At 72.8% G+C, this 13,547-nt stretch carries 15 protein-coding genes; 7 read left to right on the plus strand and 8 right to left on the minus strand.

Annotated elements, in window-relative coordinates; genetic code table 11:
- Together E4P40_RS15450 and E4P40_RS15455 are read right to left on the minus strand one after the other, a co-directional pair.
- The coding region (locus E4P40_RS15450) for a helix-turn-helix domain-containing protein (protein ID WP_167762253.1) at positions 1-1,919 on the minus strand (1,919 nt) is incomplete at its 3' end.
- Between the two features lie 20 nt (positions 1,920-1,939).
- Positions 1,940-2,686, minus strand: coding sequence for a hemerythrin domain-containing protein (locus E4P40_RS15455; protein ID WP_135159429.1), 747 nt, complete (start codon positions 2,684-2,686; stop codon positions 1,940-1,942).
- Between the two features lie 135 nt (positions 2,687-2,821).
- Here E4P40_RS15455 and E4P40_RS15460 point away from each other — a divergent pair, with 135 nt between their 5' ends.
- Complete coding sequence (locus E4P40_RS15460) at positions 2,822-3,253, plus strand: ester cyclase (RefSeq protein WP_167762254.1); 432 nt, start codon at positions 2,822-2,824, stop codon at positions 3,251-3,253.
- 3 nt (positions 3,254-3,256) lie between these two features.
- On the opposite strand, the gene E4P40_RS15465 is transcribed toward E4P40_RS15460, so the two are convergent.
- A complete protein-coding gene (locus E4P40_RS15465) occupies positions 3,257-3,676 on the minus strand; it encodes a DUF1810 domain-containing protein (RefSeq protein WP_135159431.1) in 420 nt (139 codons plus the stop codon).
- Between the two features lie 57 nt (positions 3,677-3,733).
- Between E4P40_RS15465 and E4P40_RS15470 the strand changes: the two genes are divergently transcribed.
- Both E4P40_RS15470 and E4P40_RS15475 read left to right on the plus strand, forming a co-directional pair.
- The gene (locus E4P40_RS15470; RefSeq protein ID WP_135159432.1) at positions 3,734-4,183 is read left to right on the plus strand and encodes a hypothetical protein; all 450 of its coding nucleotides are present in this window, start codon (positions 3,734-3,736) and stop codon (positions 4,181-4,183) included.
- Positions 4,173-4,748 (plus strand): TIGR03086 family metal-binding protein, encoded by a 576-nt coding sequence (locus E4P40_RS15475; RefSeq protein ID WP_135159433.1) that lies wholly within the window; start codon positions 4,173-4,175, stop codon positions 4,746-4,748. The genes E4P40_RS15470 and E4P40_RS15475 overlap by 11 nt, the downstream gene beginning before the upstream one ends.
- A 3-nt stretch (positions 4,749-4,751) precedes the next feature.
- Here E4P40_RS15475 and E4P40_RS15480 read toward each other — a convergent pair whose 3' ends face one another.
- Positions 4,752-5,372, minus strand: coding sequence for an antibiotic biosynthesis monooxygenase (locus E4P40_RS15480; RefSeq protein ID WP_135159434.1), 621 nt, complete (start codon positions 5,370-5,372; stop codon positions 4,752-4,754).
- 104 nt (positions 5,373-5,476) lie between these two features.
- Positions 5,477-6,205 carry a hypothetical protein gene (locus tag E4P40_RS15485; RefSeq protein ID WP_135159435.1) on the minus strand — a complete coding sequence of 243 codons (729 nt, stop codon included), beginning with the start codon at positions 6,203-6,205 and terminating at the stop codon, positions 5,477-5,479.
- Positions 6,206-6,303: 98 nt separating this feature from the next.
- Here E4P40_RS15485 and E4P40_RS15490 point away from each other — a divergent pair, with 98 nt between their 5' ends.
- Positions 6,304-6,549, plus strand: coding sequence for a hypothetical protein (locus tag E4P40_RS15490; RefSeq protein ID WP_135159436.1), 246 nt, complete (start codon positions 6,304-6,306; stop codon positions 6,547-6,549).
- Positions 6,550-6,552: 3 nt separating this feature from the next.
- Here E4P40_RS15490 and E4P40_RS15495 read toward each other — a convergent pair whose 3' ends face one another.
- Together E4P40_RS15495 and E4P40_RS15500 are read right to left on the minus strand one after the other, a co-directional pair.
- Entirely contained in the window at positions 6,553-7,602 is a 1,050-nt protein-coding gene (locus tag E4P40_RS15495; RefSeq protein WP_135159437.1) for a hypothetical protein, read from the minus strand.
- An 81-nt stretch (positions 7,603-7,683) separates the two neighbouring features.
- Positions 7,684-8,520: a hypothetical protein gene (locus tag E4P40_RS15500; protein WP_135159438.1), complete on the minus strand. Its 837-nt coding sequence runs from the start codon at positions 8,518-8,520 to the stop codon at positions 7,684-7,686.
- Between the two features lie 263 nt (positions 8,521-8,783).
- On the opposite strand from E4P40_RS15500, the gene E4P40_RS15505 reads away from it, so the two are divergent.
- Positions 8,784-10,181: a DUF4407 domain-containing protein gene (locus E4P40_RS15505; RefSeq protein ID WP_135159439.1), complete on the plus strand. Its 1,398-nt coding sequence runs from the start codon at positions 8,784-8,786 to the stop codon at positions 10,179-10,181.
- Positions 10,182-10,670: 489 nt separating this feature from the next.
- A complete protein-coding gene (locus E4P40_RS15510) occupies positions 10,671-11,204 on the plus strand; it encodes a DUF4916 domain-containing protein (protein ID WP_135159440.1) in 534 nt (177 codons plus the stop codon).
- A gap of 7 nt (positions 11,205-11,211) precedes the next feature.
- On the opposite strand, the gene phaZ is transcribed toward E4P40_RS15510, so the two are convergent.
- Positions 11,212-12,450 (minus strand): polyhydroxyalkanoate depolymerase, encoded by a 1,239-nt coding sequence (gene phaZ, locus E4P40_RS15515; protein WP_135159441.1) that lies wholly within the window; start codon positions 12,448-12,450, stop codon positions 11,212-11,214.
- Between the two features lie 266 nt (positions 12,451-12,716).
- On the opposite strand from phaZ, the gene E4P40_RS15520 reads away from it, so the two are divergent.
- A complete protein-coding gene (locus E4P40_RS15520) occupies positions 12,717-13,439 on the plus strand; it encodes a class I SAM-dependent methyltransferase (RefSeq protein WP_167762255.1) in 723 nt (240 codons plus the stop codon).
- Positions 13,440-13,547: the final 108 nt, after the last annotated feature.

Here is a 13,547-nt window from a genome sequence, read left to right on the forward strand (position 1 = left end):
GCGGCGGTGTCGTCGTCCGCGGCCAGCGCCACGGTGGCCTGCATGTTCAGCAGGGTCGCGAGGGTGAACGGGCTGCCGAGGTCACGGGCCAGCCGCTCCGCCTCGTCCAGCATGGCCGCACTCGCCGGGAGGTCGCCGGTCGCGAACCGGAGCTGGGCCTCCGCCATGGCGGCGTGGGCGCGCACCCAGCCGCCGGCGGCCAGCGCGGCGATCTCGGCCAGGGCCGCCTCCGCCTCGCCGACGGCGCCCAGGAACACCGTGGCCGACGCCGACAGCACGAGCGCCTGGGTGAGCAGGTCGACGTCCCCGGCCGACCGGGCCGCATCCGCGGCGATGCGGGCCCCGTCGGCCGTGCCGGGGACGTCGCCCGCCGCGAAGCGCAGTCCCGCCAGGGTCGCGTGCAGCGCGGCGACCTCGACCGGTGGGAGGTCGGCCGGGGACACCCGCTCCATCCACGCGATGCCCTCGACGACGTGCCCGCGCAGCGCCCAGTACGGCCAGGTGTCGGCGGCCAGTACCGCGGCCCGGCCGGGGTCGCCGCGCTCGAGCAGCCGGCGCAGGGTCGCGCTCAGGTTGTCGTGGTCGCGCTGCAGCCGGTCGAGCCACTCCGCCTGGTCGGCAGTGCGCAGGCCCTCCCGCGCCGTGGACGCCAGGTGGACGAAGAAGTCCGCCGCCCGGTCCGCGACGGACAGGGCCTCGCCGGACTCCTCGAGCCGGCCGGCCGCGTACTGGCGGATCGGCTCGAGCATCCGGTAGCGGTCGTCCTCCTCCGGGATGACCAGCGACTGCTCGACGAGGCCGCTCAGCGCGGCGAGGGCGTCGTCGCCCGTCACCCCCTGGACGGCGCCCAGCGAGAAGCCGCCGGCGAAGACCGCGAGCCGGCGGAGCAGCCGCTGCTCGTCGGCGGTGAGCAGGTCGTGGCTCCAGTCGAGGGTCGCCCGGATCGTCCGCTGGCGGGGTGGCAGGTCGCGGGCCCCCGGGGAGCTGACCGCGGAGTCGAGGCGGTCGAGCAGCGCCGCGGGGGAGAGGAACCGGGCGTGGGCGGCGGCCAGTTCGAGGGCGAGCGGCAGGCCGTCGAGCCGCCGGCAGATCGCGGCGACGTCGGCGGCGGTGGTGTCGGTGAGCGAGACGGCGCGCCCCGCGGCGCGGGCCCGGTCGAGGAACACCTGCGCCGCAGGGGAGGCGGCGACGGCCGCGGTGCCGGATCCGCCCGGCAGGGGCAGCGGGTCGAGCGGTCGCTCCTGCTCCGCGCGCACCCGCAGCGCCGCGCGGCTGGTCGCCAGCACGACCAGCCCGGGGCAACGGGCTAGCAGCTCCGCGACGTCGGGCGCGGCGTCGAGGACGTGCTCGACGTTGTCGAGGACGACGAGCTGCCGCCGGTCGCCGAGGAAGGAGGACAGGCCGTCGAGCAGGGGAGGGGAGAGCTGCTGCGCGCCGACGGCCCGGCCGATCGTGGGCAGCACCAGGTCCGGGTCGCGCAGCGGGGCCAGCTCGGCCACCGCCACGCCGTCGACGAAGTCGGGTGCCATCGTGCGGGCGACCTCGAGCGCGAGGCTGGTCTTGCCGACCCCGCCCGGCCCGGTGAGCGTGAGCAGCCGCGTGGTGCCCGACCGCAGGAGGCCGGCGATCTCCTCGCGGTCGGCGTCCCGCCCGATCAGTGGCGTGGCGGGCGCGGGGAGGAACGGCACCGGGGCTGCCTCGGCCGGCCGCGAGGCGGCGGTCAGCAGGTCCCCCTCGGCGTCGTCCAGCCCGAGGGCGTCGGCGAGGGCGCGGACCGTGTGCGGATAGGGCCGCCGCCGCTCGCCGCGCTCCAGGGCACCGACCGCCTTGCCGGTCAGCCCGGCGCGCGCCGCGAGCTCCTCCTGGCTGAGCGCGGACCGCTCGCGGAAGCGACGCAGCTGCTCCGCGAACCCGCTCACCGGCAGGAAGGTAGCCGAGCTCAGGCGGCGGGCGGGGCGCCGCGCAGCCGGACGACGGCGGCGCGGAAGTTGCGCCGTCCGACGACCCGCCAGGCGGTGCGGACGGTGGAGGGGAGGCCGGCCAGCAGGCGGGCGCGGTCGATGGCGCAGGCGTCCTCCAGGGCCAGACCCAGCACCAGCATCTGCTCGCGGCCCGAGAGCGCACTGCGGCAGGCGCGGCTGACCGCCGTCCACTCGTCGTCGGGCAGGTAGCGGGCGAGCAGCGGGTGGAGGTTCGCCTCCTCGTCGGCGGTGTGCGTCTGGACGGTGTCGGCGAGCCGGACCAGCGCGCGGACGAAGGCGTTGCGGGCGGGGATCGTCGTGGCGACCGCCCACTGGCGCGCGACGGTGGAGAGGTCGCGCAGGCTGTGGTCCAGCAGTGCGGCGCGGCTGGTCCACTCGGCGACGACCTCGCGGACGGCGTCCTGCTCGCCGGCTGGGACGTGGCGGAAGAGCGCCGGCCAGAGCAGGGTGCGCTCGGTGGCGTGGTGCTGCAGGAGCACGCGGGCGATCAGGTCGGCGTGCCTGGTGAGCTCGGTGGCGCGGGCGGCGTCGTCCGCGGCGGCCCAGCCGGCGAGCTCGGCGAGCAGCCGGAACTCGCGGCGGACCATCCGGTGCAGCGTCTCCTCGTAGGCGATCGCGGCGGTGCGGCGGGGGAGCGTCTCGGTCGACACCCGGGCGGTCGGGACGATCGTCGTGGTGGGGCGGGAGAGGACCGCGGCGGTCATGGAGGCACCTCGGGGGCTCGGCAGAAGCGGATGGCTCACGCTAGGAAGAGGCGCGTCCCGCCCAGTAGGTACAGATGTCCCGAGAATTCGGGCAATCTTCCCGAGTCAGCCCGAGGAACCGGAGGGACGGTCCCGATGCCCGACGAGCGAACCCAGCAGACGCGGCGGGTGGTCACCGAGTTCGGCGAGCGGTTCGCGGCCAAGGACGACGGCCTGTGGGAGGACCTCGTCGCCGCCGACTTCGTCAACCACGCGACGGGCACGCGGGGGCGTGACGCGTGGCGTGCCACCTTCGCCACGCTCCGCCACGACCTGGGCGAGTTCGTCGTCGAGGAACACCGGGTGCTGGTGGACGGCGACATGGCGGCCGTGCACTCCACGCTGCGCGGCCGGCACATCGCCTCGACGATGCCGCTGCTGCGCGGCGTCCCGGCCACGGGTATCGAGGTCGCCTGGGAGTTCCAGCACCTCTTCCGGGTCGAGGACGGCAAGCTGGCCGAGCACTGGGCCTGCCGCGACGACCTGGGCCTGCTCGTCCAGCTCGGGGCCTGGTTCCCCGCGAGCTGAGATTCAGAGGCGGCTCGTCGTCCCCTCGTCGAGCGCGCCGCCGAAGTAGTGGTCGAGCACCTCGCGGAAGACCGGCTCGTCGGGTGCGGCCTGGGCGAACAGGGTCATCGACGACTGCAGCTTCATCGCGTCGACCGGCCCGAACACCTCGACGGGGTCGGCGGTGTCCAGGTCGGTGAGGGCCCGGGCGCACTCGGCCAGCCGCCGTCCGAGGGTCGGGTGGCCGAGGTAGGCGCGAGCCTCGGGCAGTCCGGAGATGGCGAAGCGCTGCGCCATGCCGCTGCGGCCGAGGCCGGCGACCTGCGGGAAGACGAACCACATCCAGTGCGTGCGCTTCTGCCCGGCACGCAGCTCGCCGAGGGCCTGCTCGTAGGTCTGCGCCTGGGCGTCGAGGAATCGCTGCAGGTCGTGGGGGTCGGTCACCCCTTCAGGCTGACACCCCCTGTCGGGACGGCGCTCGGGCGGTCAGGATGACGCGGTGTGAGACCTGTGCGGATGATCGCCGTCGCTCTCCTCGGTGTGCTGGCCCTCGGCGGGCTGGCCGGCGGGCTCGCGTTCGTGACCGACCCGACGGGCGGGCGGCTGGGCATGACCGTCGAGCGGCTGCCCGGCTGGCTGCCGGTCGCCGACTACCTCATCCCCGGCGTCGCGCTGATCGTGCTGTTCGGGCTGCTGCCGGCGATCGTGGCCGTGATGCTGGTCCGGCACTCGCCGCGCGCGTGGACGGCGACCGCGGCCCTCGGCGTCCTGCTGGTGTTCTGGTCGGGCGCGCAGATCGCCGCGCTCGGGCTGATCTTCCTCTCGGCCCAGATCGGCTTCCTGATCGTGGGCATCGTGCTCGTGGGGCTGGGTATGGACGGCGGCGCCTCGGACGCCGATGAGTACGCCGCCGACGACGAGTCGTACGCGTATGCAGACGATGAACGTTGACCTGTCACCGCAGACCGCCGAGGTTGCCCGCGTGGCCGCGGGCGTGCGCGACGACCAGCTGACCGGCCCGACCCCGTGCCCCGACATGTCGGTGGCGGCCCTGCTCGAGCACCTGGTCGGGCTCGCGTTCGCGTTCAAGATGGCGGCGGAGAAGACACCGGTGGACGGTCCCCCGCAGGTCGACGCCGCCCACCTACCGGCCGACTGGCGCACGCGGCTGCCCGAGCACCTCGACGCGCTCGCGGCCGCGTGGAAGGACCCGGCGGCGTGGGAGGGCATGACCGCGGCGGGGGGAGTCGACCTGCCCGGCCCGGTCGCGGCCGTGGTCGCGCTCAACGAGGTGACCGTGCACGGCTGGGACCTCGCGGTCGCCACCGGTCAGCAGTACCGCCCCGACCAGGCGGCCGTGGAGGCGTGCCTGGAGATGGTGGGCGACCGCAGCGATCCGTCACAGGACCCCGAGGGGCTGTTCGGGCCCGTCGTGCCGGTGCCGGACGACGCGCCGAGGTTCGACCGGCTGCTCGGGCAGACCGGCCGCGACCCCGGCTGGACGCCGTCCGGCTGACGGTCAGACGGTCTCCGGCACCCGCAGGTGGGCCAGCGCGAGGTCGAACTCGGCGATCTCGGTGAACTCCCAGCCGGTGAGGCGGTTGTACTCGTCGCGCAGCGGCCGGGCCTGCTCGGTCGCCCGGTCCATCGCCGCCCGGCTCTCGTAGACGACCGCCATCACGGCGCGTCCGTCCTCCCGGTTCATCAGCATGCTGACGCTGCAGAACCCGGGCAGGTCCTCCATGCGCGAGAGCAGGGTCATGCGGACGGCGTCCATCACCCGCTCCGCGTCGCCGGGGTCGCCGCGGCTCCAGAGCACGCGGCAGGTGGCGCCGTCCGGTGCGTGGTGGACGCGGTGGAGGAGCGTGATCTCCCACTCCTGCACCTCGGGGGTGCCGCCGAGCATCTGCGCGTAGCGCTGCCGCATGTCGTGCAGGCCGCCTTCGCTGTCGTGCATCGCCTCCTCGGTCTCCCAGGCGGTCGTGGCGATGCAGCGGCCGGTGTCGCGGTCGCACATCATCGACATGCCGATGCAGCCGTCCATCCGCTGGACGGCCGGCATCACCTCGTCGCGGAGGTAGGCGATCGCGTCGTCGAGGGACTGCGGGTTGCCGCGCACGGTGGTTGATCGGGCGTACATGCCACCACTCCTCTGCGAGATCGGCGACGCCCCGGCGGCATCGCCGCGGGAGCCACTCTCCTCGCCTCCGTCCGCCGACGGAAAGGGGTCGGGGCGCGTTCCGGTCAGACCGCGCGACCCAGCTCGACGGCGTGCGTCAGCCGGAGGCTGGCGCTCAACCAGAGAAGGACGTCGTGCAGCCGCAGTGCGGTGAGCGCGAGAGGGGACACCGCCGACTCCAGCGCCGCGAACGCCCCGGCGTTCGCCCGCAGCTCCCGGTGGATCACCGCCTCGGGGCCGCTGTCGCCCTCGCGGACGTGGGGGAGCAGCTGCCACCGGGTGGTGCGGACGAGCAGCGGGAACAGGTCGGGACGGCGGTGGTGCAGCGCGGCGGCGACGTGCTTCGGCGAGACGTCGGGGGTGTCGGAGGCGAGCTGCCAGATCTGCCGGAGCGTCGCGCCGACGGTGCCCGGCTCGGCCAGCACGGAGAACTCGTCGTCCGGCAGGTCCTGCAGCGCCCGCCCGGCCGACCGCTCGGTGGCGGCGTCGGCGAGCGGGCCGACGTCCTCGAGGACCGCCTTCATCGCGGCCCAGGGGCCCGGATCGAGCCGGCCGTGCAGGCCCTCGGCGGTGAGGATGTCGGGCTCGCCGAGCGGCCCGTCGGAGCGCGGCCGGCAGTCGAACCGCTCGTAGCCGAACGCGGGGATCTCCACCCACCGGCCGGTGCGCGCGTTGGGTGCCCGGAAGTGCAGCGGCCGGCGGCCGCGGGCGTATCCGAGGACGGCGGCGCGGGCGGTGTCGAACGGGATGGGGTCGGGGCCGACGCTCGGGATGACCAGCTCGGCGTCGTCCACCGATCTCCCTCCCGCGCGCGTACGGCCATCGTCCCAGGAGGAAGACTCGTGCGTCAGCCTGCGCGGCCGGGAACGGTGGAGCCACTACATTGCGCGGCGTGGACCCCGTCGAACCAGTCGCCAGCGTGCCGACCCCGCGTCAGCCGATGCAGCCGGTCGGCGTGACGGCGGAGCTGGCCGAGGCGCGGGCGAAGCTGCGCCAGGCCGCGCCCTCCGGGCACTGGGACGGCGTGCTCGCCGAGGTCAGCCGGCTGCAGTACGACCAGCACATGTCGCCGCTGGCCGCCCTGCAGGCCGTCTACGCCAAGCTCGCCTCCGGGTGGCTCCCGCCCGTCCCGCGCTAGAGCTCAGCCGGCGGCGAAGTACCTGATCCCGCTGTCTGGGGCCAGCGCGACGAGTTCCTCCATCACGTCGAGGAAGTCGACTCCCCACATCTTCGACAGCACCCACGTGCGACCTGCGTCGTGGACGGGCTGGTCGAGGAACCACCGGCGGAGATTGCCTTCGGCGCGCTGATAGCGCGTTGTGAATGCGACGCGCAGTTCCTCACCCGTCAGCTCGCCGTCCACTCCGAGGAACTTCGCCCTGCGGATCACTCCGGCCATCGTCGCGGCCGGCACACCCGCTGCGGCGAGTCGCTGCACCAGTTCGAGGACAGCACGGCGCTTGGGAAGGAACTCGCTCGTTCCGCCCGGCGTCTCGATCGCGTACTGGGTGCGGTCCTTGCCGTCCGCCGAGGCCGCCGCACGCGCGGCCGCCTCGCGGTGCCGCAGCTTGACGGTCAGCTCGGCTGCCTCAGGCAGCGGGATGACCTGCTGGACGTCCAGCACGAGCCGGTCGGCCACCCGGTAGGGCGTGAGTCGCACACACGTGATGTCCAGCCCGTAGAGGTCGTTCAGCCAGAGCACCGTCGTCGTGATCTGCGTGTCGAATCCACCGGACACGAGGATGATCCGGACTCGTCGCTCGAGGACGGCGTCCTCCCCACCGACCTCCTCCAACCACTCGGAGAGCACCTCCCGGGCGCGGTCGGCGTCAGCCGAGCCCGTGAGCCGAAGGTGTCGCTCGAACGTGCCTGCCAACTGCTCGAAGGTCATCGCCGAGACCATGGCGGCGTAGCGAATCGCCTGGAGCTCGAGGTGTCCGCCGTCCTCGGTGCGCTTCAGCTCGACGACGACGAGTTGTGCGGACCGGTCCACGCACAGGAGATCGATGCGTCGCTTGACGTCGAAGTCCCCGAACTCCTCGGACACCACGAGGAGGTCGTCACCCAGCACGTCGATGCGCTCGCGCAGCGCTCGCTGCAGGTCCGCGCGCTCGAGGATCTTCTGGGCGGCGAAGGTCGTGCTCGGGACGTCCTCAAGCGTGCGCGCGTCCGTGAACTCGAAAAGGGTCACGACGCATCCTCCCCGGTGCGATCCGCGCGTGGCGATGGCGGCCGGGAAGGACGCCCCGAACGAGGGGGAGCAGCGTCCGGCTCAGCTCCGGGAGAGGACCGGCCGGGTCTTCGCCCAGTTCAGGAACTGCGCCGCGTGCTGCAGGTCGGGGATGTCGTTGCCGACCAGCGAGCGCAGCAGGTCGTTGCTCCACACGATGAGGCGCCCGATCGTCCAGGCCACCTTCTCGGCGGCCGGGAGGTCGAGCTCGAAGACCAGCTTGGCGATCTCCTTCTTGCCGTCGGTGGGCGCGGAGTACTTGAGCACCGGCAGGAAGCGCTCGGGCTGGACGACGCACAGCACCTTGGTGAGCAGCGGCTCCTTGTTGAACGACGGGAATCCGACGCCCTTCTTGCCCTCGATCAGCTGGGTGAGCCGGTCCTCCAGGCGCAGGCTCTCGGGGCCGTGGAGGAGGTACGCGATCGACTCGCGGACCTTCGCTGCCGCCTTGTCCGCGCCCTGGGTCTTCCACGCCCGGTTCAGCCCCGACATGTTGCCGGGGCTGCCGATCGTGTCAGTGAGGGCGAAGTCCAGCAGGTCGTCGGGGGAGGCGCTGGGCAGGCCCTCGCGGGAGAACAGGTCCTGGTACTTCGCGCGGTACTCGGCGACCTCGGGGTCGGTGCCGCGGTGGCTGGGCGTGTAGTCGGCGATGAGTGTCGACACCCGCTCGCGCACGTCGAAACGCACGTCCAGAGGAGTCGGGAACGAGGCGTGCAGGGAGTCGATGGTCTGCACCGCCGGGCGGCCCGGGTCGCGGCGCGCCTCGCCGCGCAGCCACTCGTGGCCGCAGTCGGCGCAGGTGATCAGGAGCCGGCTGTCCGCCTGGGGCGTTCCGGTGATGTCCTCGCTGTTGCATTGCGGGCAGGCGATCAGGGCCATGAATTTCCGTCCGTTCGGTTAGCCGTGCACGAGCACCGGCCGGCCCGCAGAACCCCGAGATCGGAAGGACGGCGGCCAGGACGGCGAGCCCGCTAGGGACGCGTCGCCGTCGGTCAGCTGCCCCAAGCCTCCCATGCCCGGGTCAGGAGCGGTCCGCGCGACGCCGATCACGGTCGCGGGGTCCCCGGACCGCCCCTGACCTGCCGATAGGGAAGGGGAGGCGACGGTCATCCGCGACCGCCGTCGCCGGGGGTGGTTTCTGCATGAGGTTCCGACGACGAGGACGGATCGGCAACGGCCTGGCGGTGCTCGCCGGGGCGCGTCCCGACGTGCTGGCCGCGGCGCCCGGTGCCCGAGCCAAGTTCGTGGCGCTCGGCGGCGTGCTGCTGAGCACGGGCGGGCTCGCGGTGGTGTCGATGGCCTTCGCGGTGCACATGGCCCTGGGCGCGTGGTGGCCGCTGGCGCTGCTCGTCGGCCTGGGCTGGGGCCTCGTCGTCGTCAACCTCGACCGGATGCTGCTCGTCGGCATGGCCCACGACTCGTCGCTGAAGCGGAACCTGGTCCTCGCCGTCCCCCGGGTCGGGCTGGCGCTCGTGCTCGGCATCGTCATCGCGACACCGCTGACGATGCAGGTGTTCTCCAAGGAGATCGACACCGAGATCGTCACCATGCAGGCCGAGCAGGGCGACGCCTACCGGGCCTCGCTCGCGGACGACGCACGGTTCGCACACCTTCCGGAGCTGGAGGAGCGGATCGCGACCGCGGAGGCCGTCGTCGCCAGCGGGGGAGTGGCGGACGCCGGCCTCGCGGTGGTGCGCGCCGACGTGACGGCGAAGCAGGCCGTGCTGGACGCCGAGATCGCCACCGCCCGCGCGCTGGAGGCCAAGGCGCAGTGCGAGCTCGACGGCTCGTGCGGCACCGGCGACGCCGGGACCGGTCAGGCCTACATCGAGGCGCGGCAGGCGGCCGACGCCCAGGCGGCGATCGTGCTGTCCGCTCGGTCGGCCCTGGACGACGCGGTTGCTGCGGCGTCGTCCGCCGAGTCGCGGAGCGCTTCGCTCGCCGCCTCGTCGCTGGACACCGACCGGGCCGAGCTGACCCGGCTGACGGCAGAACAGGACCGGCTGCAGGCCGCGTTCGACGCCACCAACGAGGGCTCCGGCGGGCTGCTGATGCGCCTGGAGGCGCTGGACCGGCTCGGCGACCGCAACGGCACCCTCGCCGCGGCGCAGTTCATGCTCGCGCTGCTCTTCATGAGCGTGGAGATCCTGCCGGTGCTCATGAAGCTGCTGCTCAACTTCAGCCCGCCCAGCGCCTACGACCGCATGGCTGCGCTGCGCGACTCCGGTGACGTGGAGATCGAGGAACTCGCGCAGGAGTCGCGGAAGACGGTGGCGATCGCCAAGGAAGAGCTGCTGGTGATGGCCGAGAAGGAGCGCGTCGACCGGCAGAAGGAGGCGCTCCTGGCGCGCCGCCGGGCCGCGCTCGCCGAGCTGGTCAAGCCGAGGACCGAGGCGCCCGCCGATCCGACCACCGTCGAGGAGCCGTCACGGCAGCTGTGGGACACCGGCCCGATCCGCGAGCTGGCCCGCAACGCCGCCGTCCGGACCGTCCGCACCGTCCGCCGTCGCCCGACCGACCGGGTCCCCACCTCGGTCTGACCTACGCGAGCCGGCGCCAGAGAGCAAGCGTCTCCCATTTCGTGTGACGCACGAAGGACGACTGAATACCGGCTCTGGCCCTGTCGATGATCTTCGACGGCACCGTTTTCGCTCAACCTGCGACTAGTTGTTAGGACTCTCCCGTGTTGCTCGCTGCATCCGTTCTCGCCTTCTTCGGCACCCTTCAGCAGGCAGTGGCAGCCGCTTCGCCGCCATCGACGCCTGCGCAACCTCTGTGGAAGCAGCGTCCGACGGCAGATGGCCTCAGGTCGGCAGAGGTTTGGGCTTGGGGTGCTCTCGTGGTCGCGAGTTTCCTTGTGTTCCTCTCCGAGGTTGCGCCGACGAACGGCTGATGTCGCGATGGGGGGCTTCGTCGCCTCGGATGGGTGCGGTGCCCGTGGTAGCGGTCGGTGTGAACATGCCCCTGGCAAGGCGTCCTCCGGGGCACCGGACGGGCGCGTCGGCGACGGCATCGGTTAGACAGTCACCATGACCGAGCTGAACACGGCTACCGGCGGCGGCTTGCTCTCCCGCGAGGAGATGGACGCCGCGCGCGAGCGGCTGCCCATCGTGTACGTCGACGTGGTGCCGGTGCGGGTCGACGAGGAGGGCACGGTCGTCGCCGTCGGGCTGCTGCTGCGGGCCGGTGAGGACGGGCAGATCAAGCGGGCGCTGGTCTCGGGGCGGGTGCTCTACCACGAGCGCGTTAGGGCGGCCCTGCTGCGGCACATCGAGAAGGATCTCGGCCCGCTCGCGCTGCCGCAGATCCCGCCCGCGCCCCAGCCGTTCACCATCGCCGAGTACTTCCCGACCCCCGGCGTGACGCCGTTCCACGACCCGCGGCAGCACGCGGTGTCGCTGGCCTACGTCGTCCCGGTCGAGGGCGACTGCGCACCCCAGCAGGACGCGCTCGAGCTGACATGGTTCTCACCGATCGAGGCCCGCGACCCCGTCGTCCTCGCCGAGTTCGAGAACGGGCAGAGCACGCTGCTGCTGCAGGCGCTGGCTCACCTCGGGGTCTGATGCCCGCTCAGGCGGAAGACGCCAGCCGCTCGGAGGCACTCCCGATGAACCGACGGACGACGGGGTAGACCCCCGCCTCCCAGCGGGAACCGCTGAACACGCCGTAGTGCCCGACCCCGGCCTGCAGGTGGTGCTGCTTGTGCTCCGCCGGGATCCCGGTGCACAGCTCGTGGGCGGCGACCGTCTGCCCGGGCGAGCAGATGTCGTCGTTCTCGCCCTCGACGGTGAGCAGGGCGGTCCGGGTGATCGCGCCCGGATCCACCCGCTGCCCGCGCCAGGTGAGGCGGCCGGTCGGGAGCTGGTGCTCCTGGAAGATGCGACCGACCGTCTCGAGGTAGAACTCAGCGGGCACGTCCATGACGGCGCCGTACTCGTCGTAGAAGGCGCGTGTGGCGGCCGCGCGCTCCGTGTTGCCGGCGACCAGGTCCCGGTAGAGCTGCGCGTGGGCCGACAGGTGCCGCTTGGGGTTCATCGACATGAAGGCGGTCAGCTGGACGACGCCCGGGTAGACCCGCCGACCGGCGCCGGCGTGGCCGCGGGGAACCGTGTCGACGACCCGTCTCTCGAACCAGGAGAGCGGCCTGGTCGCCGCCGCGGTGTTGACCCGGTTGGGGTTCACACGGGTGTCGATGGGCCCGGCCATGAGCGTGACGCTGGCTGGCTGGGCGGGGTCGTCCTCGGCGGCGAGCAACGCGACGGCAGCGAGCACCGGCACGGCGGGCTGGCAGACGGCGACGACGTGGGTGTCCGGACCGAGGTACCGGATCGCTCCCATGACGTGCTCGATGTACTCGTCCAGCCCAAAGGCACCGTGCTCGACCGGGATGTCGCGCGCGTTGTGCCAGTCGATGACGTGCACGTCGTGGTCGGACAGCAGCGTGCGGATCGCCGGCCGGATCAGCGTCGTGAAGTGCCCGGACATCGGGCCGACGACGAGCACGCGGGGCTGGCCGGCGACCGAGGGCTTCTCGAAGTGCAAGAGGGTGGCGAACGGCGTCTTCATCGTGGGGCGCTCGCGGACGGCGACTGTCGTGCCGTCGACGGTCACGGACTCGATGCCGAACGCCGGGCGGTCATGGGTCGGTCGCGCGTGCGCGACGATGTCGCAGGCGGCGCGGACATGCCGGAGACCCGGCGCGCGTACCAGCGGGCCTGGCAGCGCCTGCAACGCCCGCGCGGTCAGCTGCGAGGCGGCGACGACGGGCGCGCCGGCCCGCCGGTTCAACTCGTACGCGGTGCAGAGCATTGACCTGCCCGTCCTGGGGGACCTGTGACCTACGCCTCAGTAACATAGGTGGACCTACCTCCGGACGCGCGCCGAACCGCCGGATCGGGCGGCGCTGCCGGACCCGACACGACGTCCCAGGGCGGTCCCAAGGGGCGCCTGTGCGCTCGTAGCGGACAGGCGTGCGGACCGCTCCCGGTGGCGACAGCATCGAGATCATGCCGAGTGATTTCGCGGGCTCGACCGCCGAGCACTACGTGCGGTTCCGCCGCGACGTCCCGGACGGCGTGCTCGACGACCTCGTCGACCGGCTGGGGGTGGGCCCGGACGCCCTCGCGATCGATCTGGGCGCGGGCACCGGTCAGGTCGCGGTCCCGCTGGCTGCGCGCGTCGGCACCGTCGTGGCGATGGAGCCCGAGCCGGCCATGGCGGTGCTGCTCCGCCGACGCACGACGGCAGAACAGGTCAGCAACGTGCTGACTCTTCTCGCATCGGACCACGATCTTCCTGCGTTGACGATGCCCCTCGGGAAAGGGGCGTGCGGTCTCGTCACGGTCGCGAACGCGCTGCACTGGATGGACGCGCCGGAGGTCTTCCGAGCCTGTCACCGTCTCCTGCGGCCCGGTGGCGGCGTCGCCGTGATCGCGCACGGCGTGCCCCTCTGGCTCGGAGAGACCGACTGGGCCCGGAGTCTGCGGGCCTTTCTGGAGTCATGGACCGGTCAGCCGGCCTCGGGGTCGTGCGGAACCGATGACGCCACCCGGCAGCAGCGCGAAGAACAACTCCGGCGGGCTGGTTTCGCCGACGTTTCGCTGCACGTCGATCGGTACGAGTCCACTGTGGACGCCGACTACGTGATCGGGCACCTGTACTCGGCGATGTCCGAGTCCATGGTCCCGGCGAAGCGTCGCCCCCAGTTCGAGGACGGCGTCCGGCGATCGCTCGATGCGTCCCGGGGTCAGCCCCTGGTAGAGGAGGTGCCGATCACGGTGCTGATCGGTCGACGCTGAGGCGTCGGAGCGAGCGGGTCGGACCGACGTGCCCTCTGGCCCGACGCGCCGGCCGGCCTCGTGGTCCGACCTCCGCCATCTCCGAGGATGCGACCGCGGCGGGCCGCT

The organism is Blastococcus sp. CT_GayMR20 (genome assembly GCF_004570345.1).

Coding starts and splice junctions, on each gene's coding strand:
- E4P40_RS15455 (WP_135159429.1), bottom strand. CDS start 2,686: ATGACCGCCGCGGTCCTCTCCCGCCCCACCACGACGATCGTCCCGACC.
- E4P40_RS15460 (WP_167762254.1), top strand. CDS start 2,822: ATGCCCGACGAGCGAACCCAGCAGACGCGGCGGGTGGTCACCGAGTTC.
- E4P40_RS15475 (WP_135159433.1), top strand. CDS start 4,173: ATGAACGTTGACCTGTCACCGCAGACCGCCGAGGTTGCCCGCGTGGCC.
- E4P40_RS15480 (WP_135159434.1), bottom strand. CDS start 5,372: ATGTACGCCCGATCAACCACCGTGCGCGGCAACCCGCAGTCCCTCGAC.
- E4P40_RS15500 (WP_135159438.1), bottom strand. CDS start 8,520: ATGGCCCTGATCGCCTGCCCGCAATGCAACAGCGAGGACATCACCGGA.
- E4P40_RS15505 (WP_135159439.1), top strand. CDS start 8,784: ATGAGGTTCCGACGACGAGGACGGATCGGCAACGGCCTGGCGGTGCTC.
- E4P40_RS15510 (WP_135159440.1), top strand. CDS start 10,671: ATGACCGAGCTGAACACGGCTACCGGCGGCGGCTTGCTCTCCCGCGAG.
- phaZ (WP_135159441.1), bottom strand. CDS start 12,450: ATGCTCTGCACCGCGTACGAGTTGAACCGGCGGGCCGGCGCGCCCGTC.